We start from the raw sequence: 24,696 nt of genomic DNA, 5'->3' as shown, positions 1-24,696 counted from the left end.
ATGCAGTTGCGCGACGTAAGACTCACGTCCCGCCTCGCCATCGATCTCCTCCGATGCGCGAGCGCACGCTGTCGCCTTCACTGATCGACCGGCGATCCCTGTGCCCCGCCGCGACCGCGCGGTGCGAGAGCCGCGGTAGCCCGAAGGAATGATCCCTCGACGCCGTTCCGCGTCTATAAACCTATCCCACACATGGGAAAAGTATTGTTCAGGCGCCGGCCGAGACCCGGCCGGCCGCCACACCCTCCTCAAAGGGGCAAAATCATGTCCGTACTCGCCGTCGCCGATCTGCCTCTCGCCCGCCCCGCCCCGGTCCGCCGGACCGGCCGCCCGCGCGCCGCCCGGCTGCGCTCGATCGCCACCCCCGACTCCTCGGTCACCGTCACGATCACCCTGGGCCGGCCCGGCTCGGAGGAGAGCGAACGGGTCCTGTCGGCACTGCGTGACCTGGTCGCCGCCGCCGGCCCCGGCGCGGACATCGACCTCGGCCCGGCCGGGACGCCGCCGACCCTGGCCGAGACGGTGCCCGGCCTGCAGCTCGACACCCGCGCCCGCACGGTTACCCAGGACGGCCGCCGGCTCGACCTGAGCCGGCTCGAGTACGAACTGCTGCTCTTCCTGTCCCGGCACCCCCGCCAGGTGTTCAGCCGCAACCAGCTCCTGGGGCACGTCTGGGGGCATACGCACACCACGGTCCGCACGGTGGACGTGCACGTGAGCCGGCTGCGGACGAAGCTCGGCGACCCGGAGATCGTGACCACGGTCTACGGGGTCGGGTATCGCCTGGCCGACGAAGCCGGCATCACGATCGACGACGCCTGACCCGGTCCGGCCTCCGGCTCCGGCCTCCGCTCCGGCCTGGTCGGCGACGTCTGGCTCGGGTTCCGCCTTCGGCCTCCGCCGGGTCGGCGACGTGCGCCGCGCTTTCGCGGACGTGTCGCCCGGTCCGACTCCGCCCGGTCCGACTCCGCCCGGTCCGACTCCGCCCGGTCCGACTCTGCCTGGCCGGCGACGTCCGGCCCGGTCCGCCTTCGGCTTCCGCTTGGTCGGGGACGTGCGCCGCGATCGCGGACGGGTGGCCCGGTCCGGTCGGTGACTTCCCGCACGTTGGCGACGCGCTCGCCAACGAGCTGGGCGTGGCGTCGAACACCGCCGCCCAGCCTGCCGCTGGCCGGAGCAGGCCGGGCCGGTTGGGACCGCGGGCCGGGCGGGCTGGTTGGGACCGCGGGCCGTGCGGGTTGGTCGAGTTCCCGGCCCGGGCGGACTGGTTGCGACCGTGGGCCGGGTGGGTTGTTCGAGACCGTGGGCTGGGCGGGCTGGTTGGAATCGCAGGCGGGCGGGTTGGTCGAGTTTTCGGCTCGGGCGGGCTGGTTGGAATCGCAGGCGGGGCGGGTTGGTCGAGTTTCGGCTCGGGCGGGCTGGTCGGGACCGCGGGCTGGGCGAGTTGGTCGAGGTCCCGGGCTGGGCGGGTTGATTGGACCCGGGGCGGGGCAGGCTGCTTGAAACCCCGGGCTGGTCGGTCGAGACCCCGGACCGGGCAGGCTGCTGGAGACCCGGGGCCGGGTGGCTGGTCGAGACCTCGGGCTGGGCGGGCTGGTTAGGACCCGGGTCGGGCGGGCTGGTGGGACCCGAAGCCGGGTGGGCGCGGCGGTCACGGCCCGGACCGCGCGCATCACCGCCACCGACGTCTGACCCGGTCCGATCTTGGAGCTCACCGGCGCTGCGCGCGCGTCATGATCGCCGACGTCTGACCCGGTCCGGTCCTCCGCTTTCGCCGGCGCGGCGCGCCCGAGGAGGCGCCGCGCCGGCGCTTCCGTCGGTCCTGCCGGCTGGGATCGGGCGTATCGCCAGCCGCTCTGTCCCGGATGTCCTCGTCAATGCGGTTCCGCCACGGCGCGCCACTGGCGCTTAAAACCTGTTTTGCCTATCGTGTTGATAGGAGATAGGGGGCCTCATGGGGCGTGTGGTGGCAGTGGTCGGGGGAGGGTGTTCGGGGGTTCTGGTGACCCGCGAGCTTCTGCGCGGCGGCGATGACGACGTGGTGCTGATCGAGCCCGGTGAGCCCGGCGGCGGGGTCGCCTACGGCGAAGCCCAACCGTGGCACCTGCTGAACTCGCGGGCCGGGGCGATGAGCGCCGACCCGGACGACCCGGGGCACTTCGTCCGCTGGGCCGGCACCACCGCGGCGGCCTTCCGTCCCCGGGCCGAGTACGGGCGCTACCTGCGTTCCGTGCTCGAGGAGGTGGACCGCGCCCACCCCGGCCGGCTGCGGGTGCACCGGGCCCGGGTGGCCGCACTGGCCCCGGACGGCACGGTCGCGCTGGACGACGGCGGTGCGGTCCACGCCGATCACGTGGTGCTGGCCACCGGTGGCCCGGCCGCCGCCCGCCAGCAGATCGACCACCCCCGGTACGTGACCGACCCGTGGCGCCCCGGCGTGCTCGACGCGCTGCCCGCCGACCGTCCGGTGCTGTTGATCGGTACTGGGCTCACCGCTGTCGACGTGGCACTGACTCTCACCGCCGACGGGCGTCGGACTGCTCCCGTGGTCGCGGTCAGCCGGCGGGGGCTGCTGCCGCTGACGCACACCACCGATGCGATTCCGCCGGCCGTGCCGTCGCTCGATGACTGCGCCACGTTGCGTGACGTGGTCCGCGCCGTGCGCGCGGCTGCCGGCGAGGCGGGGGATTGGCGGCCGGTCGTGGACGGTATGCGGCCCCTGCTTGATCAGCTGTGGACCGCGTTGACGCCGGGTGAGCAGGACGCCTTCCTGCGGCATCTGGCGCGCCCGTGGGAATGTCACCGGCACCGGATGGCGCCGGTGGTGGCTGCCCGGGTGGTGGAGCTGCGCGAGGCCGGCTTACTGGAGATCCGCTCCGGTGGGGTTGCGGCGTGGCCTGGGCTGGCGGACTTCGCCGCGGTGGTCAACTGTGCCGGTCCCGGGCGGCTCCCGGGTTCGGCCGGCCCGCTGGTCCGCGGTCTGCTGGCCACCGGGCTGGCCCGGGTGGGTCCGCACGGCCTCGGTCTCGACATCGACGAGGCGGGGCGGCTGGTCGGGGCCGACGGCCGGGCGCACGACCGGCTCTGGGTCATCGGGCCGCTGCGCCGGGGCGCGCGCTGGGAGACCACCGCGGTCCCGGAGATCCGGGCCCAGGCGCGGCGGCTGGTCACCGATCTGCGCGCCGGGATGCGCATCGCGGCCGCGTTCCCGGCCGCCGCGTAGCTCGCGGACCGGTCCGGGCGGCATCCCGAAACGGGCATAGCCCGATGATATGACGAGGCTGTTTCCGCAGCTCAGGACTGGTTTGGTGGGTATCTGCTTCACATTGTGGAAACAATGACCGACCTTGAGTCCACATCGAAACACCTCAATACTCAGGGAGGCACCGGTACGCCGGAGACCCGGCGTACCCCCGTCCCCCTGGGAGGAACCTGTGCGTAACCCCGGCTCGAAGCTCGGCCGACCGATCGTCGGCCTGGCCGCCGTGCTGCTGGTGGGCAGTGCGTTCGCGTCACCCGCGTCCGCCGCCCCGTCCGGCCCCGCCGCCGACCCGTCCTTCGCCCCCTCCGCGCTCGCCACCAAGCTGGACACCCAGTTCGGCACCGCCGCCGCCGGCTCCTACGTCGACTCGGCCGGCAAGCTCGTGGTCAACGTGACCGACGCCGCCACCGCCAAGTCGGTGTCCGCCGCCGGCGCGACCCCCCGCTACGTCGCCCACAGCGGCGCCGCGATGGCCGCCGCCGACTCCGCCCTGAAGGCCGAGCTCAAGACGCCCGGCACCTCGTTCGGCCTGGACCCGGTCAGCAACAAGATCGTGGTGACCGCCGACGAGACGGTCACCGGGGCCAAGCTCGCCGCTGTCAAGGCCATCGTGGCCAAGCTCGGCGACAAGGCCACCCTCGAGTCGGTGCCCGGCAAGCTGCAGCCGACCATCTCCGGCGGAGACGCCATCTACGCCGGCGGCGGCCGCTGCTCGCTGGGCTTCAACGTGCGCAACAGCGCAGGCACCAACTACTTCCTGACCGCCGGGCACTGCACCAACATCGGCGCGACCTGGACCAACGGCTCCACGACGCTCGGCACCCGGGCCGGCACCAGCTTCCCGGGCAACGACTACGGCATCGTGCGCTACACCAACACCACGATCGCCAAGTCGGGCGCGGTCGGCTCGCAGGACATCACGTCGGCCGGCACCCCGGCCGTCGGCGCGACGGTCTACCGCCGCGGCAGCACGACCGGCATCCACTCGGGCCGGGTCACCGCGCTGAACAGCACGGTCAACTACGCCGAGGGTTCGGTCTCCGGCCTGATCCGGACCACCGTCTGCGCCCAGCCGGGTGACAGCGGCGGCTCGCTCTACTCCGGCACCACCGCGCTGGGCCTGACCTCGGGCGGCAGTGGCAACTGCTCCAGCGGCGGCACCACGTACTTCCAGCCGGTGACGGAGCCGCTGAGCGTGTACGGCGTCTCGGTCTTCTGATCCAGCTCCCCATCGAGAAAGGCCTCACCCGATCCCGGGTGGGGCCTTTCCCGTGAGCCTGGCAGCGACGAGAATCGATGCATGTCAGCTGAGACCCCGGTCGAGTCCGTCCGCAAGATCGCACGAGGGGAATTGGCCCCCGGCTGCCCCGTCCACGCCGGCGCCGACGAGGTCTGGCACGTCCAGGACTTCGCCGGCGCCCGGTCGGTGCTGCGCAGCACCGAGACCCGGCAGGCCGGCTTCGGCGTGGAGAACGCCGTCAAGCTCGAGGGCCGGATGCGCATGCCCGTCCTCTACCGCGACGGCCCCGAGCACCGCGAGCACCGCCGGCAGACCGCGAAGTACTTCACCCCGAGACGCGTCGAGACGGCGTACGCGTCCCTGATGGACCGCCTGGCCGAGGAGCAGTGCGAGACGCTGCGCCGCCGCGGCACCGTGGATCTCTCGCAGTTGTCCTTCCGGCTGGCGGTGGCGGTGGCCGCCGAGGTGATCGGGCTGACCGAGAGCGGCCCGGGCATGGCGCGCCGGCTCGACCGCTTCTTCGAGGAGAAGGAGAGCCCGAACCGCCTGATCCGGTCCTGGAAGGAGATCCGCTCCAACGCCAACATGGCGCTGTTCTTCTGGCGGGACGTCCGCCCGGCGATCAAGGCCCGCAAGGAGCGCAGCCGCGACGACCTGATCAGTCACCTGCTGAGCGAGGGTTGCTCCAGCGGCGAGATCCTCGGCGAATGCGTCACCTTCGCGGCGGCCGGCATGATCACCACCCGCGAGTTCATCACCCTGGTGGCCTGGCACCTGTTCACCGACGACGAGCTGCGCGCGGCGTACACCCAGGGGGACGAGAAGCAGCGGGTGGCGATCCTGCACGAGATCCTGCGCCTGGAGCCGGTGGTGGCCAATCTGGCCCGCTGGACCACGGCGGAGCTGCGGACGGGCGACGCGACCATCCCGGCCGGGGCGCGGGTCGACATCGGCGTGGCGGCGGCCAACATGGATCCGGCGGCGGTGGGCGCCGACCCGGGTGCGGTCTGCCCGGGCCGGTCGCTGGGCGACGGGGTGGGGGACGCGGGGCTGTCGTTCGGCGACGGGCCGCACCGCTGCCCGGGGGCGTACATCGCCATTCAGGAGACGGACATCTTCCTGACCAAGCTGTTCGCACTGCCGGGTCTGCGCATGGTGCGGGCCCCGAAGGTGGGCATCCGCAAGGAGATCGCCTCGTACGAGCTGACCGGCCTGATGATCACCACCGGCGGCTGATCGGGCGGGTGTGCGTACCGGTGAAGGGACGCACACCCGCCGCCGGTCATGCCGGCAGGGTCCAGCGCTGGTTCGTGGCGCCGGTGCAGGACCAGATCTGCAGCTTGGCGCCGTCCGCCGTGCTGTTGTCCTTGATGTCGAGGCACCTGCCGGAGGCGGCGTTCACCAGCGTGCCGCCGGAGGTGGAGCTCCACCGCTGGTTGGCGCCGCCGGCGCAGTCCCACAGCTGGACGGCGGAACCGTCGGCCGTGCCGTTGTCCTTGACGTCGAGGCACTTGCCCAGCCCGCGGATCGTGCCGTCGGCGGCAACGGTCCAGCGCTGGTTCGGCCCGGCGGTGCAGGCCCACATCTGCGGCAGGTTGCCGTTGGCGGTGGAGCCGTCGGTGACGTCCAGGCACTTGCCGTTGGCGCTGGTGACAGCCCCGGTCCGGCCGGCCGGCGGGGTGGTCGCCGGGGGTGTGGTGGTGCCGCCGCCCGTGCCCGGCCAGGTGAAGGTGGCCATGGCGCCCGCGGGCAGCCGGTAGCCGAACGACGCGCCCTGGTACGAGACCTGGAAGTCCTGATCGCCGCCGGTGTTGACGGCCACGAGCGCGATGCTGCCGTCCGGATTGCGGAAGGCGACGTTCTCGATGCCGCCCTGGCCGTACCCGGTGGAGTCGATCCGGACCGCGCCCGGCTTGACGAACTTGCTCAGGTGGCCGAGGACGTAGTACTCGGCGTTGTAGGTGACGCTGCCGCCGTTGACGGTGACGACGCCCATGCAGTTGGTGCAGCTGCCGATGACCGGTCCGTGGTTGGCGTCCAGGGCGAGGTTCCAGAGCGAGACCGCCCGGGCCCAGTTACGGGTGGCGCCGACGGCCAGGTTGCGGCCCTGCCACCGCAGCGAGTCGGCGAAGGTGTTGGCCGACTCGGTGCCGGAGCACTCGGTGAAGAAGACGTCCTTGGCGGGCTGGGCGTTGTGCACGACCGACTGGGCGCCGGGGTCACCGGCGTAGCAGTGCCAGGCCGAGCCGGCCACGTTGCCGCCGGCGGCGTTGTTCACGGTCTGGGGGTACGACGTGTTGTCCCAGTTGTGGTCCCAGCCGAGGATGCGGGTGCTCAGCCCGGCGGCGCGCAGCTTCGGGGCGAGCAGGTTGATGATGCGGGCCTGCTGCTCGGCGGACATCAGCATGCCCGGATAACCGGGCGGGGAGAACTGCGGCTCGTTCTGCACGCTCAGGTAGCCGATGGGGACTCCGGCTGCCTGGTACGCCTGCACGAACCGGACCAGATAGTCGGCGTAGACACCCTCGTTGGCCTGGGCCAGTGACCCGCCGATGAGGTTGTTGTTGGTCTTCATCCACGCCGGCGCGCTCCACGGCGCACCCTTGACGGTGAGCTGCGGGTTGAGCTGCCGGGCCTGCTGCAGCAGCGGCAGGATGTACGCGTTGTCGTGGGCGGTCGAGAAGCGCGACAGCGAGGGATCGGCGGCACCGTCGTCGTAGGTGTAGAACGACCGGGAGAAGTCGCTGGCCCCGATCGGCTGCCGCACGAAGCTCAGGCCGATACCGCTGCCGGTGCCGAACAACGCGTTCATGATGGTGTTGCGCTGCGACGAGTTGTAGACGTTGTAGGCGGCCGCGTCGGTGAACGACGCCCCGAAGCCCACCATGGACTGGTGGGTGGTGCCGGGGTTGACCGTGATCGTCGAGCCGCTGCCGGCCGTGCCGAAGGTGACGGCGGCCTTCTGGGTGAGCAGGTTGCCGCGGTCCGGCGTGGTGAGCCAGACGCTGGCGCTCGTCGCGGCGAAGGAGGCCGTGTCGGCGGCGACCACATAGGCCGCGGCGCCCACGGTCAGGACCCCGGATGCCGCCAGGGCCAGCAGCCGACGCCGAGGGCTGGATCGTTCTGCCATGAGATGTCCTTTCGGGGGAGGGACAGCTGTAACAGGATGAAACAATTTCGTAACACCGCTGTTCTCAGAACACCGGCCCATCGCCTCGTTGTCAATCGCTTGGCATGGGTGAACGTCGATGAAACAAATGAAACGCACTGCGGGTGATCATCGAGCAAAGACGCCTCCCAGCGGCATTCCGGCCGTTTACGTTCACAGCGTTCGTGCCGCTCGATCTCTGGAGGACCGTTGCCCGTCCTGCCCGCTCTCGGCGTCGCCCTGGTGGCCGCCGGTGTGCTCGCTGTGCCCGTTCCCGTTCCCGTTCAGGCTGCCGTCGCGGCGGAGTGGACCCAGCCCGGCTACGGCGCCGGGGACACGTACTACAACCCCGGCGAGTCGGTGATCAACGCGGGCAGCATCAACGCGGTGCGGCGCCGGTGGACCGTCGCGCTGCCGGAGGCCCGGGAACGGTGTGCGCGGGCGGCCACGCCTGTGGTTGCCGGTGGGCGGGTCTTCGTCGCTCAGGAGACCGGTGTCTCGGCGTACCAGGCCGGGACCGGGCGGCTGTCGTGGCGTTTCACCTGGTCGTCGCCCGAGGACGAGAGCACTCCGTACCTGGCGGTCTCCGCTGGCCTGCTCATCGTGGCCAACCAGGGTTGCCAGTCGCAGAGCGACCCGGACGGCACGGTCCGCGCGCTGGACACTGTTTCCGGCCGGCTGGTCTGGACCAAGCGGGTGTCGGCTCCGGTGGAATCGCTGGTCGTCGACCGGGGGATCGCCGTGGTCTCCGGGGAGTCGATGTCCGACACCCCGACCGTGATCGGCCTGGCGGTCAGCGACGGCACGCAGCGCTGGCAGCTCGCCGACCACTCCTCCGCCGGGGTGTCGGCCGGTGGCCGGGTGCTGGTCAGCCGGGTCGGCGCGGTGGGCACGTCGGCGCTGTCCGTGACGACCGGCGCGGCGCTGTGGACCCGGAAGGTCGCGTTGGCCGGACAGGCGGCAAGCCCGGCCGGGGACAGTTTCTTCGCCTCGGGCAGCCGCAACGAGATGGTCTGCGTGGACGCCGCCACCGGCGCCGTCCGGTGGACCGCCGCCCGCAAGGGGAGCCCGCTCATCGCCACCGACGGCCGGCGCGTCTACCGGGCCATGGCGAAGGGTATCGAGGCCCTGGACGCCGGCACCGGTGCGCGGCGGTGGGCCGTGTCCCTGCCGGGCAACGCCGGCCAGCCGGTCCGGGCGGGCGGACTGCTCTACGCCACCGTGGACGGTGGCCGGCCGCTCGGCATCCTGCACGCGGCGAGCGGCGCCCGGGCCTCCGCCGGCACCCAGATCGGCGCGGTCATCGGAGGCAACGTCATCGTGACCGGCGGCCGGCTCTACGCGATCAAGGGCAACACCCTCTCCGGGTACGCGCGCTGATCGAGTTGACCCGTTCCCCACGTCCGGCCAAGATCGCGGCGTGGCAGCAGACCTGGGCAACGCCGGTTCCCTCGAGTCCCGCCTCGACCGGCACCGGGCCGTCGCCGCCGCACTGACCGGGCTGGACGACGACGAGCTGGCCACCCGGGTGGACACCGCGACGCCGCTGGGCGTGGGGATCGGCGGGCGGACCGCCCGGCTCGACGTGGCCGGGGTGCCCGTGTTCGTGAAGCGGATCCCGCTGACCGACCTGGAACGCCGCCCCGGGCACCTCGGCTCCACCGCGAACCTCTTCGGTCTGCCGACCTGCTACCAGTACGGCGTCGGCTCCACCGGCTTCGGCGCCTGGCGGGAACTGGCCACCCACCACACCACCACGCAGTGGGTACGCAGCGGGGTGTCGGCCCGGTTCCCGCTGTTGCATCACTGGCGCGTCCTGCCGTCGCCGCCCGCCGCACCGCCCGACTTCGGTGACTGGGACGGCGACCAGGCCGTCGCCCGCCGCCTCGCCGCGATCGAGGCCGCCACCGGCCTCCGGCTCTACCTCTCGGACTTCGGGCTCGCCCTCGACGGCACGTTCGCCCTGTCGAACGCCGAAACGGCCTTCCTCGACCTGCACCGCGACTGGGACCGCTGGGACACCCGGCGGTACCTGGTCAACTGGCTCTGCCATCGGCTGGCGCCCGAGACCGGCCGGCGGGCGCTGATCCGCGACGGTGGGCCCGGCCTGCCGGCCTGGGCCCGCGCGGTCGTCCGACGGTACGGGCCCACCGTCACGCTGCTCAACGACTTCTACGACCGGTTGCTCGACGGGCCGGCGACCGCCCGTTATCCGGCGGCGGAGCTGCTCACAGCCGGCCGAGAGCCGACGCCAGCAGTGTCGCCGCCGAGGCGATGACCGCGTTGTCGTAGGTGGCGTCCGGCGCCGTGCGGTTGGTGTAGATCGCCAGGATCAGCGGGGCACCCGTCGGCGGGTGGACGATCGCGATGTCGTTCGCCGCGCCGTACGCGTCGGCGGAGCCGGTCTTGTCGCCGACCGTCCAGGAATCCGGCAGGCCGGCCCGGATCCGGGCGCTGCCCGTGGTGTTGGCGCGCAGCCAGCCGACCAGCCGGTCGCGGTCCTCGGGGTGTAGCTCGTGGCCGACGGTGAGGTTGCGCAGGTTGGCGGCCATGGCCGCGGGGGTGGTCGTGTCCCGTGGGGACGCCGGTGACCAGTCGTTCAGCTCGGTCTCCCAGCGGTCCAGCCGGGTGACCGGGTCGCCCAGGCAGCGGGCGTAGCGGGTCAGCCCGGCCGGTCCGCCGATCCGCTCCAGCAGCAGGTTCCCGGCGAGGTTGTCGCTGTAGTCGATGGCGGCCGCGCACAGCTCTGCGACGGTGAGCCCGTCGGCGACGTGCTCGGCGGTGATCGGGGAGTTCGGCAGCAGGTCGTCCGCGGTCCAGTGGATGACCCGGTCCAGCAGGCCCGGCTCGCGGCCCCGGGCGCGGTCCAGGACCGCCGCCGCGGCGAGGGCCTTGAAGGTGGACAGCAGCGGGAAACGTTCGTTCGCGCGGTGCCCGACGGTCCGGCCGGTGCCCGTGTCGATCCCGACGGCACCGATCCGGCCGTCGTAGTCCCGTTCCAGCCGGCGCAGGCCGCCGGCGGCCTGCGCCGGGGTGCCGGGCAGGAGCAGCAGCGCCGCGGTCGCGGCGCCGCCGGTGAGCAAGGTACGTCGAGTCAGGTGATCACTCATGCGACCCACCCTGCCGTTTTGTCCGTGAAAGGGACGTGAAACGGCAGGGTGGGTCACACCGTCAGACGGCCGCCCAGAGCGCCGGCACGTTCGACGGCTCCCAGCCCACCAGCGAAGTGTGCGCCTGCAGGCAGCGGTAGCGCACGCCGTTGTAGGTGACGATCGCGCCCACCGGGTAGGCGGTGTTGGCCGCCCACGCGGTGCCGGCCGGCTGGGTGGTCGGCGGTGTCGTCGGCGGCGTCGTGGTGGGCGGTGTGGTGGTCGGAGGGGTCGTGGTGGGCGGGGTTGTCGTGGTCCCGCAGGCGCCGAACACCTTGAACTCGAACAGCGAGTAGCCGTACGGCGTGCCGCGCTCGGTGCCGGACATGCGCACGTAGCGGGCGGTGCCGGAGATCGCGTGGGTGACGTTGCCGCCGGTCCCGGCGGTCACCGTCGCGGCGGTGGTCCAGCTCGTGCCGTTCGCCGAGGTCTGGATCTGGTACGCCTTGCCGTACGCGGCCTCCCAGCTCAGCTCGACGCGGCCCAGCGGCTGCGCCGTGCCCAGGTCGACCTGGAGCCACTGCGGGTCTGCGAACGCGCTGGACCAGCGGGTGGCCGCGTCACCGTCCACGGCGAGGTTCGCGGGGTAGCCGGCCTCGATCGACGACGAGGTGGCCGTCTTGCCCTGCGAGAGCAGCGGTCCGGTGGTGCAGGCGGGCGGCGAGGTGGTCGGCGGGGTCGTCACCGTTCCGCCGCCGTTGGCGTTGCCACCGCTCCAGTTGGTCGCGCCGCTGGCCACGGTCTTGCCGGCCGGAACGCTGAGCGACTTGCCGTCCGAGTAGGTCACCGTCAGCGCGGTGTTGGTGATGTTCGACGCGACGTACGTCTTCGCGCCGCCCTTGCTGAACACCTTGGCCAGCGGGTGGTTGGCCGTCACGCCGGTGTCGACCTGGCCGAGGGCCGCGAGGTTGCGCAGCCAGTGGAACGTGTGCGCCTTGCTCTCGCCCTCCTCGGACGTGTACGAGCTGTTCGCCCGGAACTTGGCCAGCGCCGCGTCCGGATCACCGAGCGCCAGGTATTGCCACAGCATGTCGCGCCACAGTGTCGGCTCACCGCCGTTGTTGCGCACCAGCTCGGCGTACGTGCTCTTCACCGACTCCGGGTAGTCACCCAGGTAGAGCTGGCCGCCGGTCATCGGCAGCATGTTGATGCCGACCACCAGGGCGTGCTCACCGGAGAACCAGGTCGCGTACGCGCCACCGGAGCCCCACACGATGGCCGAGTAGTTGTGCCCCCAGTTCGCCGGGAAGTTCTCGTTGCGCACGTCGAACCAGTACTCGTTGATCGCGGCGGCCTGGGTGGTGTGGATCCAGATGCCGGCGTCGCGGACCGCGGTGTTGCCGGTGGCCTGACCCCACTGGATCAGCGCGTTGGCGAAGTTCTGACCCTCCGACGAGGACTCCTGGTTGTTGCCCGCGCCGAACGCGCCGTGCCCGGAGGCCCAGTCGTGGCCCGCGTAGATGTCGAAGTCGCGCAGGTACGGGAACCGGGTGTCGGTGCGGTCGTAGTTGTTGGCGTCCCGGATGAGCAGGTCGACCATGCCGCCGTACCGGCCGGCCGAGGCCCACTGCGGGTCGAACTTGGCCAGGGTGGCGGCCGCGGCGATGAAGTAGCCGTAGTGGAAGTGGTGGTCGTTGAGGTCCTCGTCGGAGGCGTACGAGGCGGGGTAGCCGATCAGCGTGCCCCACTTGTTGTCGTAGTAGAAGACCCGCGAGGTCTTGCCCGGCGAGGCGGTGAACCAGTCGGTGATCCGGGTCCGGATGACGTTCAGCGCCGAGTCGCGTACCGCGGTGAGGTTGAGCTGGTCGGCGATCTCCGCGATCCGGGCGGCCCGGCCCAGGCCCTTGCCGGTCCAGTACGTGTCGTCGCCGCGGAAGTCGGCCGGGTTGTTGAGCTCGTTGGTGAGGAACGTCGTGACCTGCGACAGGTCCGCGCCGGAGGAGTCGCCGACGGCCGGCACCTCGGGCAGCACGCCGGTGTACTTCATGGACGTCTGGAACGACGTACCGATGACGGTCTTCATGGCGCCGCGCGGCGAGACGTAGGTCTGGGCCAGCGGGGAGCCGCCGGACAGGTAACGCCACTGGTGCGGGTAGAGCGAGATGACCGTGCCCGAGCCGCTGCCCTCGCGGGCGGTGGTGGTGAAGGCGTACGTGGTGTTCACCGTGCCGCCGGCCTGGTTGTAGGTGTACGAGACCCGGGTGCCGGTGACGTGGTTGTGCGCGACCGCGCCGTACCGGTCGGCCAGCGACGTCTTGTCGGCTGTGCTGGTGCCCGAGGTGGTGGGCAGCACCGCGACCGAGAAGTAACCGCGACCGGCCAGGCTGGACCGGAAGGTGTTGCCGCTCAGCGACCAGGTCGAGCCGGCCGGCCCGTACGCGACGTAGTCGTGCCCGCCGATCGACCAGCCGATCCGATTGCCGCTGTTCTGCCACACGGTCGGCGGCCCGACCACGGAGATCAGCGCGTCGCCGCCGGTCACCTGGTAGTACGACATCGGCAGGCCGTGCCCGATGGTCGCCTTCATGGTCCGGGTGCCGTCGCTCCAGGACGGCGTGACGGTCCAGTCGCTCCAGCCGTCCACCAGCGCCCGTGGCGCGTTCAGCCCGGCGACCCCGACCACCACGTGCTGCGCGTACGGGAAGTGGTACTCACCCAGGCCGGTGGGGCTGCCGCTGATCGCGGCGTCCGTCTGGTACGAGATCCCGAGCCCGCTCGCCACCGGCTTGTACGCGGCCGGGTGGGCGAACAGGGGCTGGGAGAAGTTGCACTCGTCGCCCTTCTTGAACACCAGCGAGGACCACCAGTCGTTGGTGGGCACCGCACCGGCCGGCGCGTTCGCGGTCAGGAACTGCCGCGGGTTGGTCGCGATGTCGCCGCAGCCGGTCGGCAGCTTGGCGCCGGCCGGGAGGGTCTCGGTGTAGCTGCCGGCGCCGACGGTCCCGGCCTCGGCGGAGCCGGTGACGGCGACCGCGAGGGCGCCGGAGCCGAGGGCGACCACGACGGCGGTGGCGAGACCGGCGAGCCGGCCGGACCGGCGCCGCCGATGAGATACTGGGGAAGGGGGGAGCGGGGATGTCATAACCAGGTGCCTCCGATGGGGACGGGGGTCGCCGGAGCCGCGGCGGTGGACCACGGGCGAGTGTGAGAGCGCTCTCACGGTGCCGCGAGATTAACCGTCACCCTGTGTTTCGTCAATGTTTACAAACGTGAATAGGTGCTGGTCAGCGGGGATTTGCCGACATTTGCGGAGCCGGCGACGTTCCTAGCGGCCGTTGGTGGCGTCGTCCTCGGCCACGCGCTCCTCGCCGCGGCGGCGCAGCATCTTGAGCCCCGGCAGCCCGATGATCGCCAGGTGCAGGTCGTTGGTGACCTCCAGCAGCGAGTGCAGATCGGGACCGACCTGGTCGAGCTTGCCGAGCAGCGGCATCACATCCTCGGTGAGGTGCTTGCGCAGCCGCGGCAGCTCGTCGATCATCCGGATCGCCGCGGTGACCTCCTCCGGCGTCAGTTCCTCGATGAACCGCACCGCCAGCGGGGCTGCCCGGCGCAGCGCGGGTGCGTACCCGTCGAGCAGCGTGCGGGCCTCGACCGAGGTCGCCGACGCCTGCTGGACCACCCCGGAGGCCGCGTCAGTGATCCGCCCGGCGTCGCTCACGAGCGCGGACGCGCCGGTCACGGCCGCGCCGGCGCCGTCGACGACCAGCGCCGCCCGGGCCGCCACGGCGGTGGCCTCGTCGACGGCCAGCGCCGCCGCGGCCATGATCACCTTGGTGTCGCGCAGGGTCTGCTCGATGTCGCCCACCACGCCGTCGACCCGGCCGATCAGGCCCTCGGCCCGCTCGGCCAGCAGGGTCATCCGGCTGACCAGCAGCTCGGTCTGCCCGAGCAGGCCGAGCAGGCGGAACGGGATGGTGGCCGCCGACGCCGCCGTCTCCACCACCTGACCGACCGCGTACCGGGTGAGCTGGACGAGGGCGACAGGTGACGGGAGCAGGGCCATGAGCCCATTGTGCCCGCCGGGGCCAGTGACAAACCGTGAGGGCGATCAAGCACGCGGTAGTAGGTTTTGGCATCCCGCGCCGGGCACGGCACTATGCATGGGTGCGACGAACCCGGCTCTGGATCTTCGCGATGGCGGCACTGGTGATCGTGGGCGGCGCGTCCCTGATCGGTCTTGGCATGCGCGACGACAGCGGCGGCACCGGCGGCGGTGGCGTGCTGCCCCGCTCGCTCACCTTCGGTGACGACCCGACACCGAAACCCTCGCCGACCCCGACCGGCCCCAGCCCGGAAGAGCTCGCCGCCCAGCAGCGCGCCAAGCGCGTCAAGGCGCTCGACGCGGCCCTGAAGAAGCTCGACGCCACGTCCCCGGAGTTCTCCGTCGCCGTGCTCGACAAGAAAACGGGCCAGCGCTATTCGTACCGGGGATCCGAGCGCTACGACACCGCCAGCATCGTGAAGGTGCAGGTGCTCGCCTGTGCGCTGCTGCGGGCCCAGGACGCGGGCCGCAAGCTGTCGGCCGGTGAGCTGGCTCTGGCCAAGCCGATGATCCGGCTGAGCGACAACAACGCGACCACCTCGCTGTTCACCAAGATCGGCGCCGTGTCGTCGGTCAGCAAGTGCAACAAGCGGCTGGGCCTGAAGCAGACCACGGTCAACACCGCCTGGGGCCTGACCAAGACCACGGTCGACGACCAGGTGAAGCTGCTCTCCGAGCTGGTCGACACCAAGGGGCCGCTGGACGCGGGCTCCCGCAAGCAGGCGTTCACGCTGATGAGCACGGTCGACGCGGCCCAGGACTGGGGCGTGCCGGCGGTGGCCAAGGCCGGCGAGACCACCACGGTCAAGAACGGCTGGGACACCCGATCGGCGGACGGCGGCCTGTGGGCGATCAACACGGTCGGCCGGGTGACCTCGGACGACGACGTGGACGTGTCGGTGGCGGTGCTCTCGCACAACAACAAGTCCATGGACGGCGGCATCACGCTGGTGCAGAAGGTCGCCAAGCTGACCCGCCAGCACCTGAAGTACTAAGCGGTCTCGGCTTCCGCCTCGGCATCGGCCTGGCGGGCGGCGCGGCGCTTGCTGATCAGGCTCACGATCTGGCTGATGATCAGGACCAGCAGGATCGCCGCGACCACGCCCTCCCACGGTTCCGGGAAGATCGAGCCGCCCACCACCCCGATGGCCGCGTAGACCGCCGACCACAGCGCGCACGCCGGCACGTTCGCCACCACGAAGGTGCGCCAGCTCAGGCCCACGAACGCCGCCGCCAGCAGCACCGGCACCCGGCCGCCGGGCAGCAGCCGGGAGACCAGCAGCACCGGGATCTGGCTCTTCTCCAGCCGTTCCTTGACCGCCGCCAGGTGCTCCTCGTCGCGCAGCCAGCGCAGCCGGCGGGCCAGTTGCTCGCCGCCGGCCCGGCACATCGCGTACATCACCAGGTCGCCCACGTACGCGCCGGTCGCGCCGGCCGCGATGGTCAGCACGATCAGCAGCGGGTGGTCGTGGAAGGCCAGCGCGGCGGCTCCGCTCACCGCCGCGCCGGTGGGGACGATCGGCACGATGGCGCCGAAGGCGACCACCAGCGCCAGCCAGCCCATGGCTCCGAGCTCGGAGATCACGTGGCCGGCTCGAAACTGAGCGTCTCGCCCTGGGCGAGGACCCGCACGTGGGTGTCGGGTGCCGCGGCGGCGGCGCGCCGGGCGAACTCCGTGCCCGGGTCGTGGAACATGTGCGCCCGGAAGCGGCCCATGCCGGCCGGCCAGAACGTGCCGTAATGCACCGGGACCGCCCAGGCCGCCTTCACCCGGCGCAGCGCCTCGGCGCCGTCGACCGGATCCAGATGGCCGTGCGCGCCGAGGGTCGGTCCCCAGCCGCCGACCGGGACCAGGGCCAGGTCCAGCGGGCCCAGCGACGCCATGTCGTCGAACAGGCCGGTGTCGCCGCCGTACCAGGTGCGGGCCGCGCCCTCGACGACGAAGCCCATCGCGACCGAGCGCAGCTTGGACCAGGGGCCGCGGCCGCCGTCGTGGGCCGCGGGCACCGCGCGCACGGTGACCGCGCCGACCGTGGTCTGCTCGCCCGGCTCGAGCTCGACGCAGCGTTGCGCCCACTCGCGGCCCAGGCCCTTGGCGACGAAACCGGTGGCGCCGCGCGGCAGGATCAGCAGCGGCTCCCCGGGCACCGCGCGCAGCGACGGCAGGTGGAAGTGGTCCGCGTGCAGGTGCGACACCAGCACCGCGTCGGGCGGGCCGGGCAGCCGCGGCGTGGGCCCGGCCATCCGGCGCAGGTGGATCAGCCGGTCGGTGAGCAACGGGTCGGTGAGCAGGGAGACCCCGGAGTCGGCCAGCCACATCGTGCTGTGCCCCCACCAGGTGACGCTCGTTTCGCTCACGATCCAACCGTACGGGACCGGGCACAGAGCCGTCTGAGGGCACGACCGCACAGCCGGGCGTACCCGTGCTGGGCCAGCACCGCGACCGGACCGCCCAGCCGCATCGGCAGCCGCGCCGGGACGCTGAACGCGGTCACCGCGAACCAGACCCGGCCGTCGGCGTCCCGTTCGACGGTGAAGGACTCCTCGCCGCGGGCCTGGTGGCCGGGCCGCGTGCCGTAGCCGAAGCCGGCCCGGTCGCCGTCGTCCGCGGCCCACACCACCTGGCACGGTACGACCAGCGGTCCGAGCCCGACGGTGACGCCGACGCCGGGCGCGGCGCGGTCGGCGGTCGCGCGGATCCGGGCCCCGGTCGCGCGGTGCATGCGGAAGGTCAGGATCGCGTCGGCCGCCGCGGTGAAGTCGTCGCGGTCCAGCTCCGTGCGGTAGTGCAGGTGCCGGTAGCCCGGGGGCAGCGGCTCGTGCCGGGTCGCGCCGACCTCGGCGTAGGTGAACTCACTCATGACGTCCCTTCCTCGGATCCCAGATATGCCCCGGCGCGGTGCCGGCCCACCATGGCGCAGACCGCGAATCCGAGGGCGTTCGCCACTCCGTGCGTCGCGGCCATCCAGGCCAGCGACGGATGCGGCAGCCCGGTGGCCTCGCCCAGCGCCCAGCTGACCGCGAGGGCCATGGACGCCACCAGTACGACGGCCGAGCAGCCCAGCAGCAGCGCGGTGAGCCGGTCGGGCGCGGTGCGCGCGTAGCGCCAGGTCAGCCAGCCGACGGTCCACATGCCCGCGGTGAGCATGAGCGCCCCGGCCAGCTCGACCGCCTCAGCGGTGAAGTAGCCGAGCAGCACCAGCAGCGTCCCGGCCGGGACGGTGAGCGCGGCGGCGTCGGCGGCCCGCCCGGGCGTCAGGCGGCTTTGCAACCCGGCGATCAGTGCCGCGGCGAAGCCGGCGAAGTGGAAGTGCGCCACGGTCAGCGTGAGAATGCCCAGCTCGAAGCCGAACAGGTGGTAGCCGGCCCGCTCGGCGATCAGGGCGCTCGCCGCGATGGCCGGGCTGATCAGGGCGGTGAGCACGGCGGCCTCGGTGGGCCACTCGCGGCGGGGGCGGACCGGGCGGCTGAGCGCGTACGCACACAGCACGGCCGCCGCGACCGCGTACACCGTAGCCAGGCTGGTGGCCACCGTGCCGCGGGGCAGCCACAGGCTCACCGCCCCGGCGACCGCTCCGAACGGCCAGCACCGCCGGGCGAACGCCACCGCCGGGTCACGGATCAGCCGCAGCCCGGCCGGCACGACCACCAGCATGCCGACGGCGACAAGCAGGTTGACGAGCACCCGCACCGACCTCACCTCCCTCGTTCTTGAACACGTTCAAGTAACTGATTTCACTCTAACGCACCCGCACCCGGGTCGCCGTTGTGATGTGCGTCCTGCACACTGACGGCCGTGACAGGACCTCGCTCTGCCGTGATCTACAACCCCGTCAAGGTCGGCGACCTCGACCTGCTGCGCCGCATCGTCAGCGAAGGCGTCGCGAGTGTCGGCTGGCCCGAACCCACCTGGCACGAGACGACCCCGGAGGACGCCGGCCGCGGCCAGACGGCTCAGGCGGTCAAGGACGGCGCCGAGCTGGTGTTCGTCTGCGGTGGCGACGGCACGGTGATGGCCGCGGTGACCGCGCTGGCCGGCACGGACGTCGCCCTGGCGGTGCTGCCCGCGGGCACGGGCAACCTGCTCGCGGCGAATCTGGGCCTGGGCACGGACGCCGCCACCGGGGTGCAGGTGGCGATCGAGGGCGGCCGCAAACGCATCGACGTCGGCGCCGTCGGTGACCAGTGCTTCGCCGTGATGGCCGGCATGGGCTTCGACGCGCAGATGCTCGAGGGCACCTCGGACACGGCCAAGAAGCACATCGGCTGGCTGGCGTACGTCGGTGGCGCCGCCAAGCACCTGCGGGACCGCCCGATGCGGGTGCGCATCGTCATCGACGGCGGCGCGCCCATGCCCCGGCGCCCGCGCTCGGTGATCGTCGGCAACGTGGGCCGGCTGCAGGGCGGCGTACGGCTGCTCAGCGAGGCCGAGCCCGCCGACGGCAAGCTCGACGTGGCCATCCTGAGCCCGCGCAGCCTGCGGCACTGGGCCGAGCTCGGCTGGGCCGTGGTGCGCCGGCGCAAGAGCGTGCCGCTGATGGAGACGTATTCCGCCGAGCGGGTGGAGATCTTCAGCAACCGGGCCCAGCCCCGCCAGCTCGACGGGGACCTGATCGACCCGGGCAAGACCCTCAAGGTCCACGTCCGGCACCGGGCGCTGCTGCTCTGCGTGCCGCAGCCCGCCGGCGACCCCGACCTGGCGTACGACAGCAGCGCGGCGAAGCGGGCCGCCGAGGGGGTGCGCGCCGCGGCTGAAGAGAAAGCATGAGCAGCACGGAGCCGGTCCCCGAGACCAAGATGATGCCGGGGGACGAACTCTCCGCCGACGACGCGTTCCTCGCCCTGCGCCACTACGGGCGCTGGCCGCTGCTGCGCGACGCGTTCGTCCGGTTCCGCTACGGCGACGGCTTCAGCCACTCCCGGGCCTTCGCGCTGCAGCTCTGCCTGGCCATCGTGCCGTTCCTCATCGCCCTGTCCGGCCTGGCCACCGACCTCGGCGTCGAGGAGGGCGGCCAGGTGGTGGCGGACACGGTCATCGCGCTGACCCCGGGCGCCAGCGAGCCGCTGGTCACGGAGCTGCTCGAGGACGACGAGCGCACCGAGGAGGCCGGAGAGCTGGCCCTGGCCCTGGGTCTGATCACCGGGCTGTTCGCGCTCACCACCGCCATGGCCCAGATCGAACGCGGCGCCAACCGCATCTACGGCGTCGAACGCGACCGTCCCGCCCTGCCCAAGTACTTCCGGGCCGCGGTGATGGCGCTGATCGCCGGCCTGCCCGCGCTCTTCGGCTTCCTGCTGCTGGTCGCCGGGCACTCGGCGGGCAAGTCCCTGGCCCGGCAGTTCGGCTGGGGCGACGGCGCCATGGCGGCCTGGAATCTGGTGCGCTGGCCGCTGAGCCTGCTGCTGATCGTCTTCGCGGTGGGGTTGCTGTTCCGGCACTCGCCGCGGCGCAACCAGCCCGCGCTGACCTGGCTGCTGTTCGGGGCCACGCTGTCCACGATCCTGTGGTGGGTGGCCAGCCTGCTGCTGGCCGGCTACGTCCGCGTCAGCGACGGCTTCGGCGCCACCTACGGCCCGCTGACCGCGATCATGGCGCTGCTGCTCTGGGCCAACCTCACCGGCATCTCGCTGTTCCTCGGGCTGTCCTTCGCCGCGCAGCTGGAGGCGCAGCGGGTCGGGGTGGTCCGGCCGGCCCAGCACGACCAGTGGGAGCCGGGCCCGGACACCGACCTGAAGGACTTCGACCCGCCGGCGCCGGACGCGGCCGACGGGGACACGGCGGACGGGGAGATGCCCCGTCAGCGCGGCCCCGGTGTGAGCGCCGAGCCGAAAGGGTAAGTCCCGCCGCACCACCGCGTGACCCCCGAACGAGCAGGAGCCGACGATGTCCACCGACGAAGGCAGGATCCACAAACGGGTCGGCTGGGCGCCGTTGCGGCACTTCACCGAGCGCAGCGTCCTGGGCCTGCTCGCGGTCATCGCGGTCGGGCTCGGCTTCGGCCTCCTCCTGCTGCTGGTTCGGCTGCACTGGGGACCCCTGCAGAGCCTCGACCGGGGCGTGGCCGAAGGGCTGAACGGGCTGGTCGCGCCGCACCCGCCGGTGGTCACCGTGCTGGAGGCGGTGACCGACCTCGGTGGCCGGCCGGTGATGATGTGGCTGGTGTCGGTGGCCGTCGTGCTGCTGCTGATCCGCCGCCGGACCCGTCTGGCGGCGTACCTGGTCGTGACCGGCGTCGGTGCGCTGCTGCTCGACCCGTCCCTCAAGACGCTGGTCGGCCGGCTGCGTCCGGTCGTCGACGTGCCGGTGTCCGGGGCGCCGGGCAACAGCTTCCCGAGCGGGCACGCGCTGGGCTCGTTCGTCGCGTACGGCGCCCTGCTGCTGGTCTTCCTGCCCGCCGTGGCGCCGCGCTGGCGCAAGGCGGTGATCGCGCTGGTCGGGCTGGTCATCGTGACCGTCGGCGTCACCCGGATCGCGCTCGGCGTGCACTTCCTCTCCGACGTGCTGGCCGGCTGGCTGCTCGGCGCGGCCTGGCTGGGCGTGACCGCGTACGCGTTCCGGCTCTGGCGCCGCGAGGTCGGCCAGCCCGTCCGCCCGCTGGAGGAGGGACTCGAGCCGGAGGCGGCCCACGACGTCACCCCGGCGCCCGACGAGGAGAAGCTGCTGCCGCACCCCTGGGCCAAGGCGGCCGAGCTCGTCGTCGGCTGGGTCTTCATCTTCGGCGTGCTCTACCTGCTGGGCTGGGCCGTCACCAACCACACCGGGGGCACCTGGATCGCGTCGGCCGACGTGGGCTTCGACCGCTGGCTGCAGACCTTTCGCACGCCCTCGCTCGACCACTTCAGCTGGCTGTGGAGCAAGGCCGGCGACACCCACATGATCCTGCTGGTCTCGCTGGTGTTCTGCCCGCTGGTGCTGGCCCTGTGGCGGCGCTGGCGCCCGGTGCTGTTCGTGGTGCTGGCCATGTTCGGCGAGCTGAGCCTGTTCCTGACCGCGGCCGCCGCGGTGGGCCGCCCCCGCCCGCCGGTCGAGCAGCTCGACGGGCAGATGCCCACCTCGTCGTTCCCGTCCGGGCACATCGCCGCCACCATGTGCCTCTACGCCGCGATCGCCATCCTGCTGGTGCCGCGGATCCGGGCCTGGTGGCGCTGGGTCTTCGTGGCCCTCGCGGTGATCATGCCGGCCGGTGTCGCGCTGTCCCGGATGTACCGCGGCATGCACCACCCGACCGACTTCCTCGGCGCCGGCGTGCTGGCCGCCTGCTGGCTGACCCTGCTCTACTTCGTGCTGCGGCCCAACGCCGACGTGGCCGAGGGCAACCGGGCCGACGCCGGCGAGCTCACCGAACGCGACGCGCACCGCGACCTGACCGAGACGACGGTGCCCGCCGGCACGCCCGAGGCGGTGCGGTGACGGTCCGCTTCCTGACCTGGAACATCCGGACCGGGGGCAGCGGCGGCCGGCTGGACGCCGTGGTGAGCCTGCTGCGGCGGGAGAGCCCCGACATCCTGGCGCTGCAGGAGCTGCGCGGCTTCCCGGGCCGGCGGATGCGGGAGGTGGCCGGGGCGCTGGGCATGACGCCGTTCCTGGCCCGCTCGGTGTTCGGGCAGAGCGTCGCGGTGCTGGTCCGGCCGCCGCTGCGGATCGTCGACTGGTCCGGCGTCCGGTGGCGGCTGCACCACGCCGCCGCGGCGGTCCGGGTGCCGACCACGGCAGGGCAGCTCACGGTGGTCAGCACGCACCTCAACGCGCTCTCGCCGTACCGGCGGCTGCGCGAGGCCCGCTTCCTGGCCGCGCGGCACCGGCCCGGCAAGGGCCCTGTGCTGCTCGCCGGCGATCTCAACTCCCTGGACCCGGACACCGACCACACCGAGCGGCTGGCGGCCCTCAGCGGGCCGTACCGCCGCCGGCACACGACCCCGGACGGTACGGCGGACACCCGGGCCATCGCGGCCTTCACCGCCGCGGGCTTCGTGGACCTGTGGCCGAGGGCCGGGGCGGGCGACGGGCACACGGTGCCCACGACCCGCGGTGGCGGCCACGAGTTCTCCGCCACCGGGATGCGGCTGGACTACCTGATGGCCGCCCCGCCGATCGCCGCCCGGGCCACGAACGCGCGGGTGCTGCGCGGCGCCGAGACCGAGTACGCCTCCGACCACTACCCGCTCGCCGTCGACCTGGAGCTATAGGTCCGCCACCACACGGTCGCGGCCCTCGCGCTTGGCCACGTACAGGTTGCGGTCCGCCAGCGACAGCAACGTCGACGGGGTCGCCCGGCCCTCCGGCGCGGTCGTGACGCCGATGCTCGTGGTCACCGGCATCGTCCCGGTGACCGGCTCCCAGGCGTGCGCCCGGATCCGCAGCCGCAGCCGCTCGCAGCAGTCGGCCGCCTCCTCGGCGTCCAGGCCCGGCAGCACCAGCAGGAACTCCTCGCCACCGATCCGCGCCGCGATCATCGGGCCGGTGACCGTGTCGGTCAGCAGCCGGGACACCTCCTGCAGCACGGTGTCGCCGGTGCTGTGCGACAGCGTGTCGTTGATCCGCTTGAAGTGGTCCAGGTCGAGAATCGCCAGCGACAACGGTGTGCGCCGCGCGACGGCCTCACTGAGCAGGGCGGGCAGCCGCTCGTTGACGTACCGGCGGTTCCACAGGCCGGTCAGCGCGTCCCGGTGGGCCATCTCCCGGAAGTGCTCGCTGGCCCGGCGCGCCTCGGTGGCCTCGAAGACCGCCTGCAGCGCCCGCGCCTGCGCCTCCCGCTGCCTCGAGTTCAGGGCGTTGGCCGCGGCGTAGAAGGCGCGGTGCTCGTCGTAGGCCTCCTGATACCGGCCGGTGGCGGCGAACAGGGCCGCCTGCTCCTCGCGGATCTGGGCCCGTACCCGGTCGAGGCCGCGCTCCTCGGCCAGCGCCACCGCCGCGTCCAGGGCCTCCTGGGCTGCCCCGTAGCGGCGGCTGAGCCGGCGCGCCTCGGCCAGGGTGAGCATGCAGACCGCCGGGGCGTCGCCCTCATGGCTGAGCAGCGCGGAGGTCTCGCCGTCGAGGATGACGTGCAGAGCCTCCTCGGCCGCGTCGTAGTTGCCGCTCATCATCTCGATCCGGGCGATCGTGTCGATCTCCAGCGCCCCGAAGTCGCGGCCGCCGCGTTCCCGGACCTCGTGCATGTGCCGGACCAGCTCCCGGGCGCCGGGCTCGTCGCCGTTCTCGAAGGCCGTGTAGGCCATGTTGTTGAGGATGTTCATCGTCAGGTCGAGGTCGCCGATCTCGGTGGCGATGGCGAGCGCCTCGCGGAACCGGCGGTCACCCTCCTCGGTCGAGCCGCTCTCGTCCAGTGCCACGGCCAGCCGCATCAGGTGCAGCGCCCGGACGTTCTGCGGCTCGTCGTCGGTGAGGTTGGCGACGCACTGCACCGCGTGGCTGAGCCCCTCGGACAGATCGCCGATCTGCCGGTAGAACAGCGACAGCACCCGGTGCGCGCGGCCCAGCAGGAACGGGTGGTCGTGCTGCTGGGCCCAGGCCAGCACCTGGTGGGCGCGCCGGCCGCCCTGCTCGGACCGGCCCTCCCGGACCAGCGACATGGCGCGCAGCAGCCGCGCCCGCATGGCGAGATCCCCGGCGCCGAGCTCGTCGGCCCGGCGCTCGATCAGCGCGGCCGGGGTCGCCAGCGAACGGAACTGCGACGGCGGACGGTCCTCGAGCTCCGCCAGGGTGGCCTCGAGCGTCATCCGCTCGTTCACGGCCACGGCGCCGGCTGTCTCTGCCGCCTCCGTCGTCACCCGCGTTCCCGCTTTCCCCGTTGAGTCCCCGGTGGGTCCTCGGCAACCGTTGCGATCGGACGCGGGCGGTGATTGCTGAGGTGTTGC

The 24,696-nt window shown here is 72.5% G+C and carries 20 protein-coding genes; 11 read left to right on the top strand and 9 right to left on the bottom strand.

All coding sequences use genetic code 11. The annotated features are described in order from the left end of the window. The first annotated feature begins 264 nt into the window (after window positions 1-264). From ACQP2Y_RS36040 to ACQP2Y_RS36025, 4 genes are all read left to right on the top strand, one after another. A complete protein-coding gene (locus ACQP2Y_RS36040; protein ID WP_433720575.1) occupies window positions 265-822 on the top strand; it encodes a winged helix-turn-helix domain-containing protein in 558 nt (185 codons plus the stop codon). A 1,180-nt stretch (window positions 823-2,002) separates the two neighbouring features. After that, window positions 2,003-3,223, top strand: a complete 1,221-nt coding sequence (locus ACQP2Y_RS36035) for an FAD/NAD(P)-binding protein (protein WP_433720573.1) — start codon at window positions 2,003-2,005, stop codon at window positions 3,221-3,223. A gap of 211 nt (window positions 3,224-3,434) precedes the next feature. Further along, window positions 3,435-4,481 carry a S1 family peptidase gene (locus tag ACQP2Y_RS36030; RefSeq protein WP_433720571.1) on the top strand — a complete coding sequence of 349 codons (1,047 nt, stop codon included), beginning with the start codon at window positions 3,435-3,437 and terminating at the stop codon, window positions 4,479-4,481. A gap of 81 nt (window positions 4,482-4,562) precedes the next feature. After that, entirely contained in the window at window positions 4,563-5,738 is a 1,176-nt protein-coding gene (locus tag ACQP2Y_RS36025) for a cytochrome P450 (RefSeq protein WP_433720570.1), read from the top strand. Window positions 5,739-5,784: 46 nt separating this feature from the next. Here the strand turns inward: ACQP2Y_RS36025 and ACQP2Y_RS36020 are convergent, their stop codons facing one another. Beyond that, window positions 5,785-7,632 carry a lectin gene (locus ACQP2Y_RS36020; RefSeq protein ID WP_433720568.1) on the bottom strand — a complete coding sequence of 616 codons (1,848 nt, stop codon included), beginning with the start codon at window positions 7,630-7,632 and terminating at the stop codon, window positions 5,785-5,787. 228 nt (window positions 7,633-7,860) lie between these two features. Between ACQP2Y_RS36020 and ACQP2Y_RS36015 the strand changes: the two genes are divergently transcribed. Next, window positions 7,861-9,030, top strand: a complete 1,170-nt coding sequence (locus ACQP2Y_RS36015; RefSeq protein ID WP_433720567.1) for a PQQ-binding-like beta-propeller repeat protein — start codon at window positions 7,861-7,863, stop codon at window positions 9,028-9,030. Between the two features lie 40 nt (window positions 9,031-9,070). Beyond that, window positions 9,071-9,928 (top strand): hypothetical protein, encoded by an 858-nt coding sequence (locus ACQP2Y_RS36010; protein WP_433720566.1) that lies wholly within the window; start codon window positions 9,071-9,073, stop codon window positions 9,926-9,928. Here ACQP2Y_RS36010 and bla read toward each other — a convergent pair. The 3 genes from bla to ACQP2Y_RS35995 all read right to left on the bottom strand — a co-directional run bounded on the left by bla (window position 9,879) and on the right by ACQP2Y_RS35995 (window position 14,802). Further along, window positions 9,879-10,760, bottom strand: coding sequence for a class A beta-lactamase (gene bla, locus ACQP2Y_RS36005; RefSeq protein WP_433720564.1), 882 nt, complete (start codon window positions 10,758-10,760; stop codon window positions 9,879-9,881). The genes ACQP2Y_RS36010 and bla overlap by 50 nt on opposite strands. Window positions 10,761-10,821: 61 nt before the next feature. Further along, entirely contained in the window at window positions 10,822-13,881 is a 3,060-nt protein-coding gene (locus ACQP2Y_RS36000) for a glycosyl hydrolase (protein WP_433720563.1), read from the bottom strand. 183 nt (window positions 13,882-14,064) lie between these two features. Next, window positions 14,065-14,802, bottom strand: coding sequence for a hypothetical protein (locus ACQP2Y_RS35995; RefSeq protein ID WP_433720562.1), 738 nt, complete (start codon window positions 14,800-14,802; stop codon window positions 14,065-14,067). Between the two features lie 101 nt (window positions 14,803-14,903). On the opposite strand from ACQP2Y_RS35995, the gene ACQP2Y_RS35990 reads away from it, so the two are divergent. Beyond that, a complete protein-coding gene (locus ACQP2Y_RS35990) occupies window positions 14,904-15,836 on the top strand; it encodes a serine hydrolase (protein ID WP_433720561.1) in 933 nt (310 codons plus the stop codon). On the opposite strand, the gene ACQP2Y_RS35985 is transcribed toward ACQP2Y_RS35990, so the two are convergent. From ACQP2Y_RS35985 to ACQP2Y_RS35970, 4 genes are read right to left on the bottom strand one after another with little or no spacing between them, the layout of a single operon-like run. Beyond that, the gene (locus tag ACQP2Y_RS35985; protein ID WP_433720560.1) at window positions 15,833-16,426 is read right to left on the bottom strand and encodes a DedA family protein; all 594 of its coding nucleotides are present in this window, start codon (window positions 16,424-16,426) and stop codon (window positions 15,833-15,835) included. The two genes, ACQP2Y_RS35990 and ACQP2Y_RS35985, sit on opposite strands and share 4 nt — an antisense overlap. Beyond that, window positions 16,423-17,199: an MBL fold metallo-hydrolase gene (locus tag ACQP2Y_RS35980; RefSeq protein WP_433720558.1), complete on the bottom strand. Its 777-nt coding sequence runs from the start codon at window positions 17,197-17,199 to the stop codon at window positions 16,423-16,425. The genes ACQP2Y_RS35985 and ACQP2Y_RS35980 overlap by 4 nt, the downstream gene beginning before the upstream one ends. Next, window positions 17,196-17,702, bottom strand: a complete 507-nt coding sequence (locus ACQP2Y_RS35975) for a DUF1990 family protein (RefSeq protein ID WP_433720557.1) — start codon at window positions 17,700-17,702, stop codon at window positions 17,196-17,198. The genes ACQP2Y_RS35980 and ACQP2Y_RS35975 overlap by 4 nt, the downstream gene beginning before the upstream one ends. Beyond that, a complete protein-coding gene (locus tag ACQP2Y_RS35970) occupies window positions 17,699-18,532 on the bottom strand; it encodes a YndJ family protein (protein ID WP_433720556.1) in 834 nt (277 codons plus the stop codon). Before ACQP2Y_RS35970 ends, ACQP2Y_RS35975 begins: the two co-directional genes overlap by 4 nt. 105 nt (window positions 18,533-18,637) lie before the next feature. Here ACQP2Y_RS35970 and ACQP2Y_RS35965 point away from each other — a divergent pair, with 105 nt between their 5' ends. Genes ACQP2Y_RS35965 through ACQP2Y_RS35950 form a run of 4 tightly spaced genes read left to right on the top strand, consistent with a single transcriptional unit; the run spans window position 18,638 to window position 23,028 of the window. Then, entirely contained in the window at window positions 18,638-19,609 is a 972-nt protein-coding gene (locus ACQP2Y_RS35965) for a diacylglycerol/lipid kinase family protein (protein ID WP_433720554.1), read from the top strand. After that, window positions 19,606-20,679 (top strand): YihY/virulence factor BrkB family protein, encoded by a 1,074-nt coding sequence (locus ACQP2Y_RS35960; RefSeq protein WP_433720553.1) that lies wholly within the window; start codon window positions 19,606-19,608, stop codon window positions 20,677-20,679. Before ACQP2Y_RS35965 ends, ACQP2Y_RS35960 begins: the two co-directional genes overlap by 4 nt. A 46-nt stretch (window positions 20,680-20,725) precedes the next feature. Beyond that, entirely contained in the window at window positions 20,726-22,252 is a 1,527-nt protein-coding gene (locus ACQP2Y_RS35955; RefSeq protein ID WP_433720551.1) for a phosphatase PAP2 family protein, read from the top strand. Next, entirely contained in the window at window positions 22,249-23,028 is a 780-nt protein-coding gene (locus ACQP2Y_RS35950) for an endonuclease/exonuclease/phosphatase family protein (RefSeq protein WP_433720550.1), read from the top strand. Before ACQP2Y_RS35955 ends, ACQP2Y_RS35950 begins: the two co-directional genes overlap by 4 nt. Here the strand turns inward: ACQP2Y_RS35950 and ACQP2Y_RS35945 are convergent. Next, window positions 23,023-24,609, bottom strand: a complete 1,587-nt coding sequence (locus ACQP2Y_RS35945; protein ID WP_433720548.1) for a diguanylate cyclase — start codon at window positions 24,607-24,609, stop codon at window positions 23,023-23,025. The two genes, ACQP2Y_RS35950 and ACQP2Y_RS35945, sit on opposite strands and share 6 nt — an antisense overlap. Window positions 24,610-24,696 lie beyond the last annotated feature (87 nt).

Origin of the sequence: Actinoplanes sp. CA-051413, from assembly GCF_050955795.1 — a bacterium.
Lineage (GTDB): Bacteria > Actinomycetota > Actinomycetes > Mycobacteriales > Micromonosporaceae > Actinoplanes.
Note: the sequence above shows the minus strand (reverse complement) of the source record. Positions and strands in the feature narration are given on the sequence as shown.

What these genes read in the sequence shown, in the direction of transcription:
- ACQP2Y_RS36000 (WP_433720563.1), bottom strand. Translation starts at nt 13,881, where the DNA reads ATGACATCCCCGCTCCCCCCTTCCCCAGTATCTCATCGGCGGCGCCGG.
- ACQP2Y_RS35975 (WP_433720557.1), bottom strand. Translation starts at nt 17,702, where the DNA reads ATGAGTGAGTTCACCTACGCCGAGGTCGGCGCGACCCGGCACGAGCCG.
- bla (WP_433720564.1), bottom strand. Translation starts at nt 10,760, where the DNA reads ATGAGTGATCACCTGACTCGACGTACCTTGCTCACCGGCGGCGCCGCG.
- ACQP2Y_RS36040 (WP_433720575.1), top strand. Translation starts at nt 265, where the DNA reads ATGTCCGTACTCGCCGTCGCCGATCTGCCTCTCGCCCGCCCCGCCCCG.
- ACQP2Y_RS35995 (WP_433720562.1), bottom strand. Translation starts at nt 14,802, where the DNA reads ATGGCCCTGCTCCCGTCACCTGTCGCCCTCGTCCAGCTCACCCGGTAC.
- ACQP2Y_RS35960 (WP_433720553.1), top strand. Translation starts at nt 19,606, where the DNA reads ATGAGCAGCACGGAGCCGGTCCCCGAGACCAAGATGATGCCGGGGGAC.
- ACQP2Y_RS36025 (WP_433720570.1), top strand. Translation starts at nt 4,563, where the DNA reads ATGTCAGCTGAGACCCCGGTCGAGTCCGTCCGCAAGATCGCACGAGGG.
- ACQP2Y_RS35955 (WP_433720551.1), top strand. Translation starts at nt 20,726, where the DNA reads ATGTCCACCGACGAAGGCAGGATCCACAAACGGGTCGGCTGGGCGCCG.
- ACQP2Y_RS36020 (WP_433720568.1), bottom strand. Translation starts at nt 7,632, where the DNA reads ATGGCAGAACGATCCAGCCCTCGGCGTCGGCTGCTGGCCCTGGCGGCA.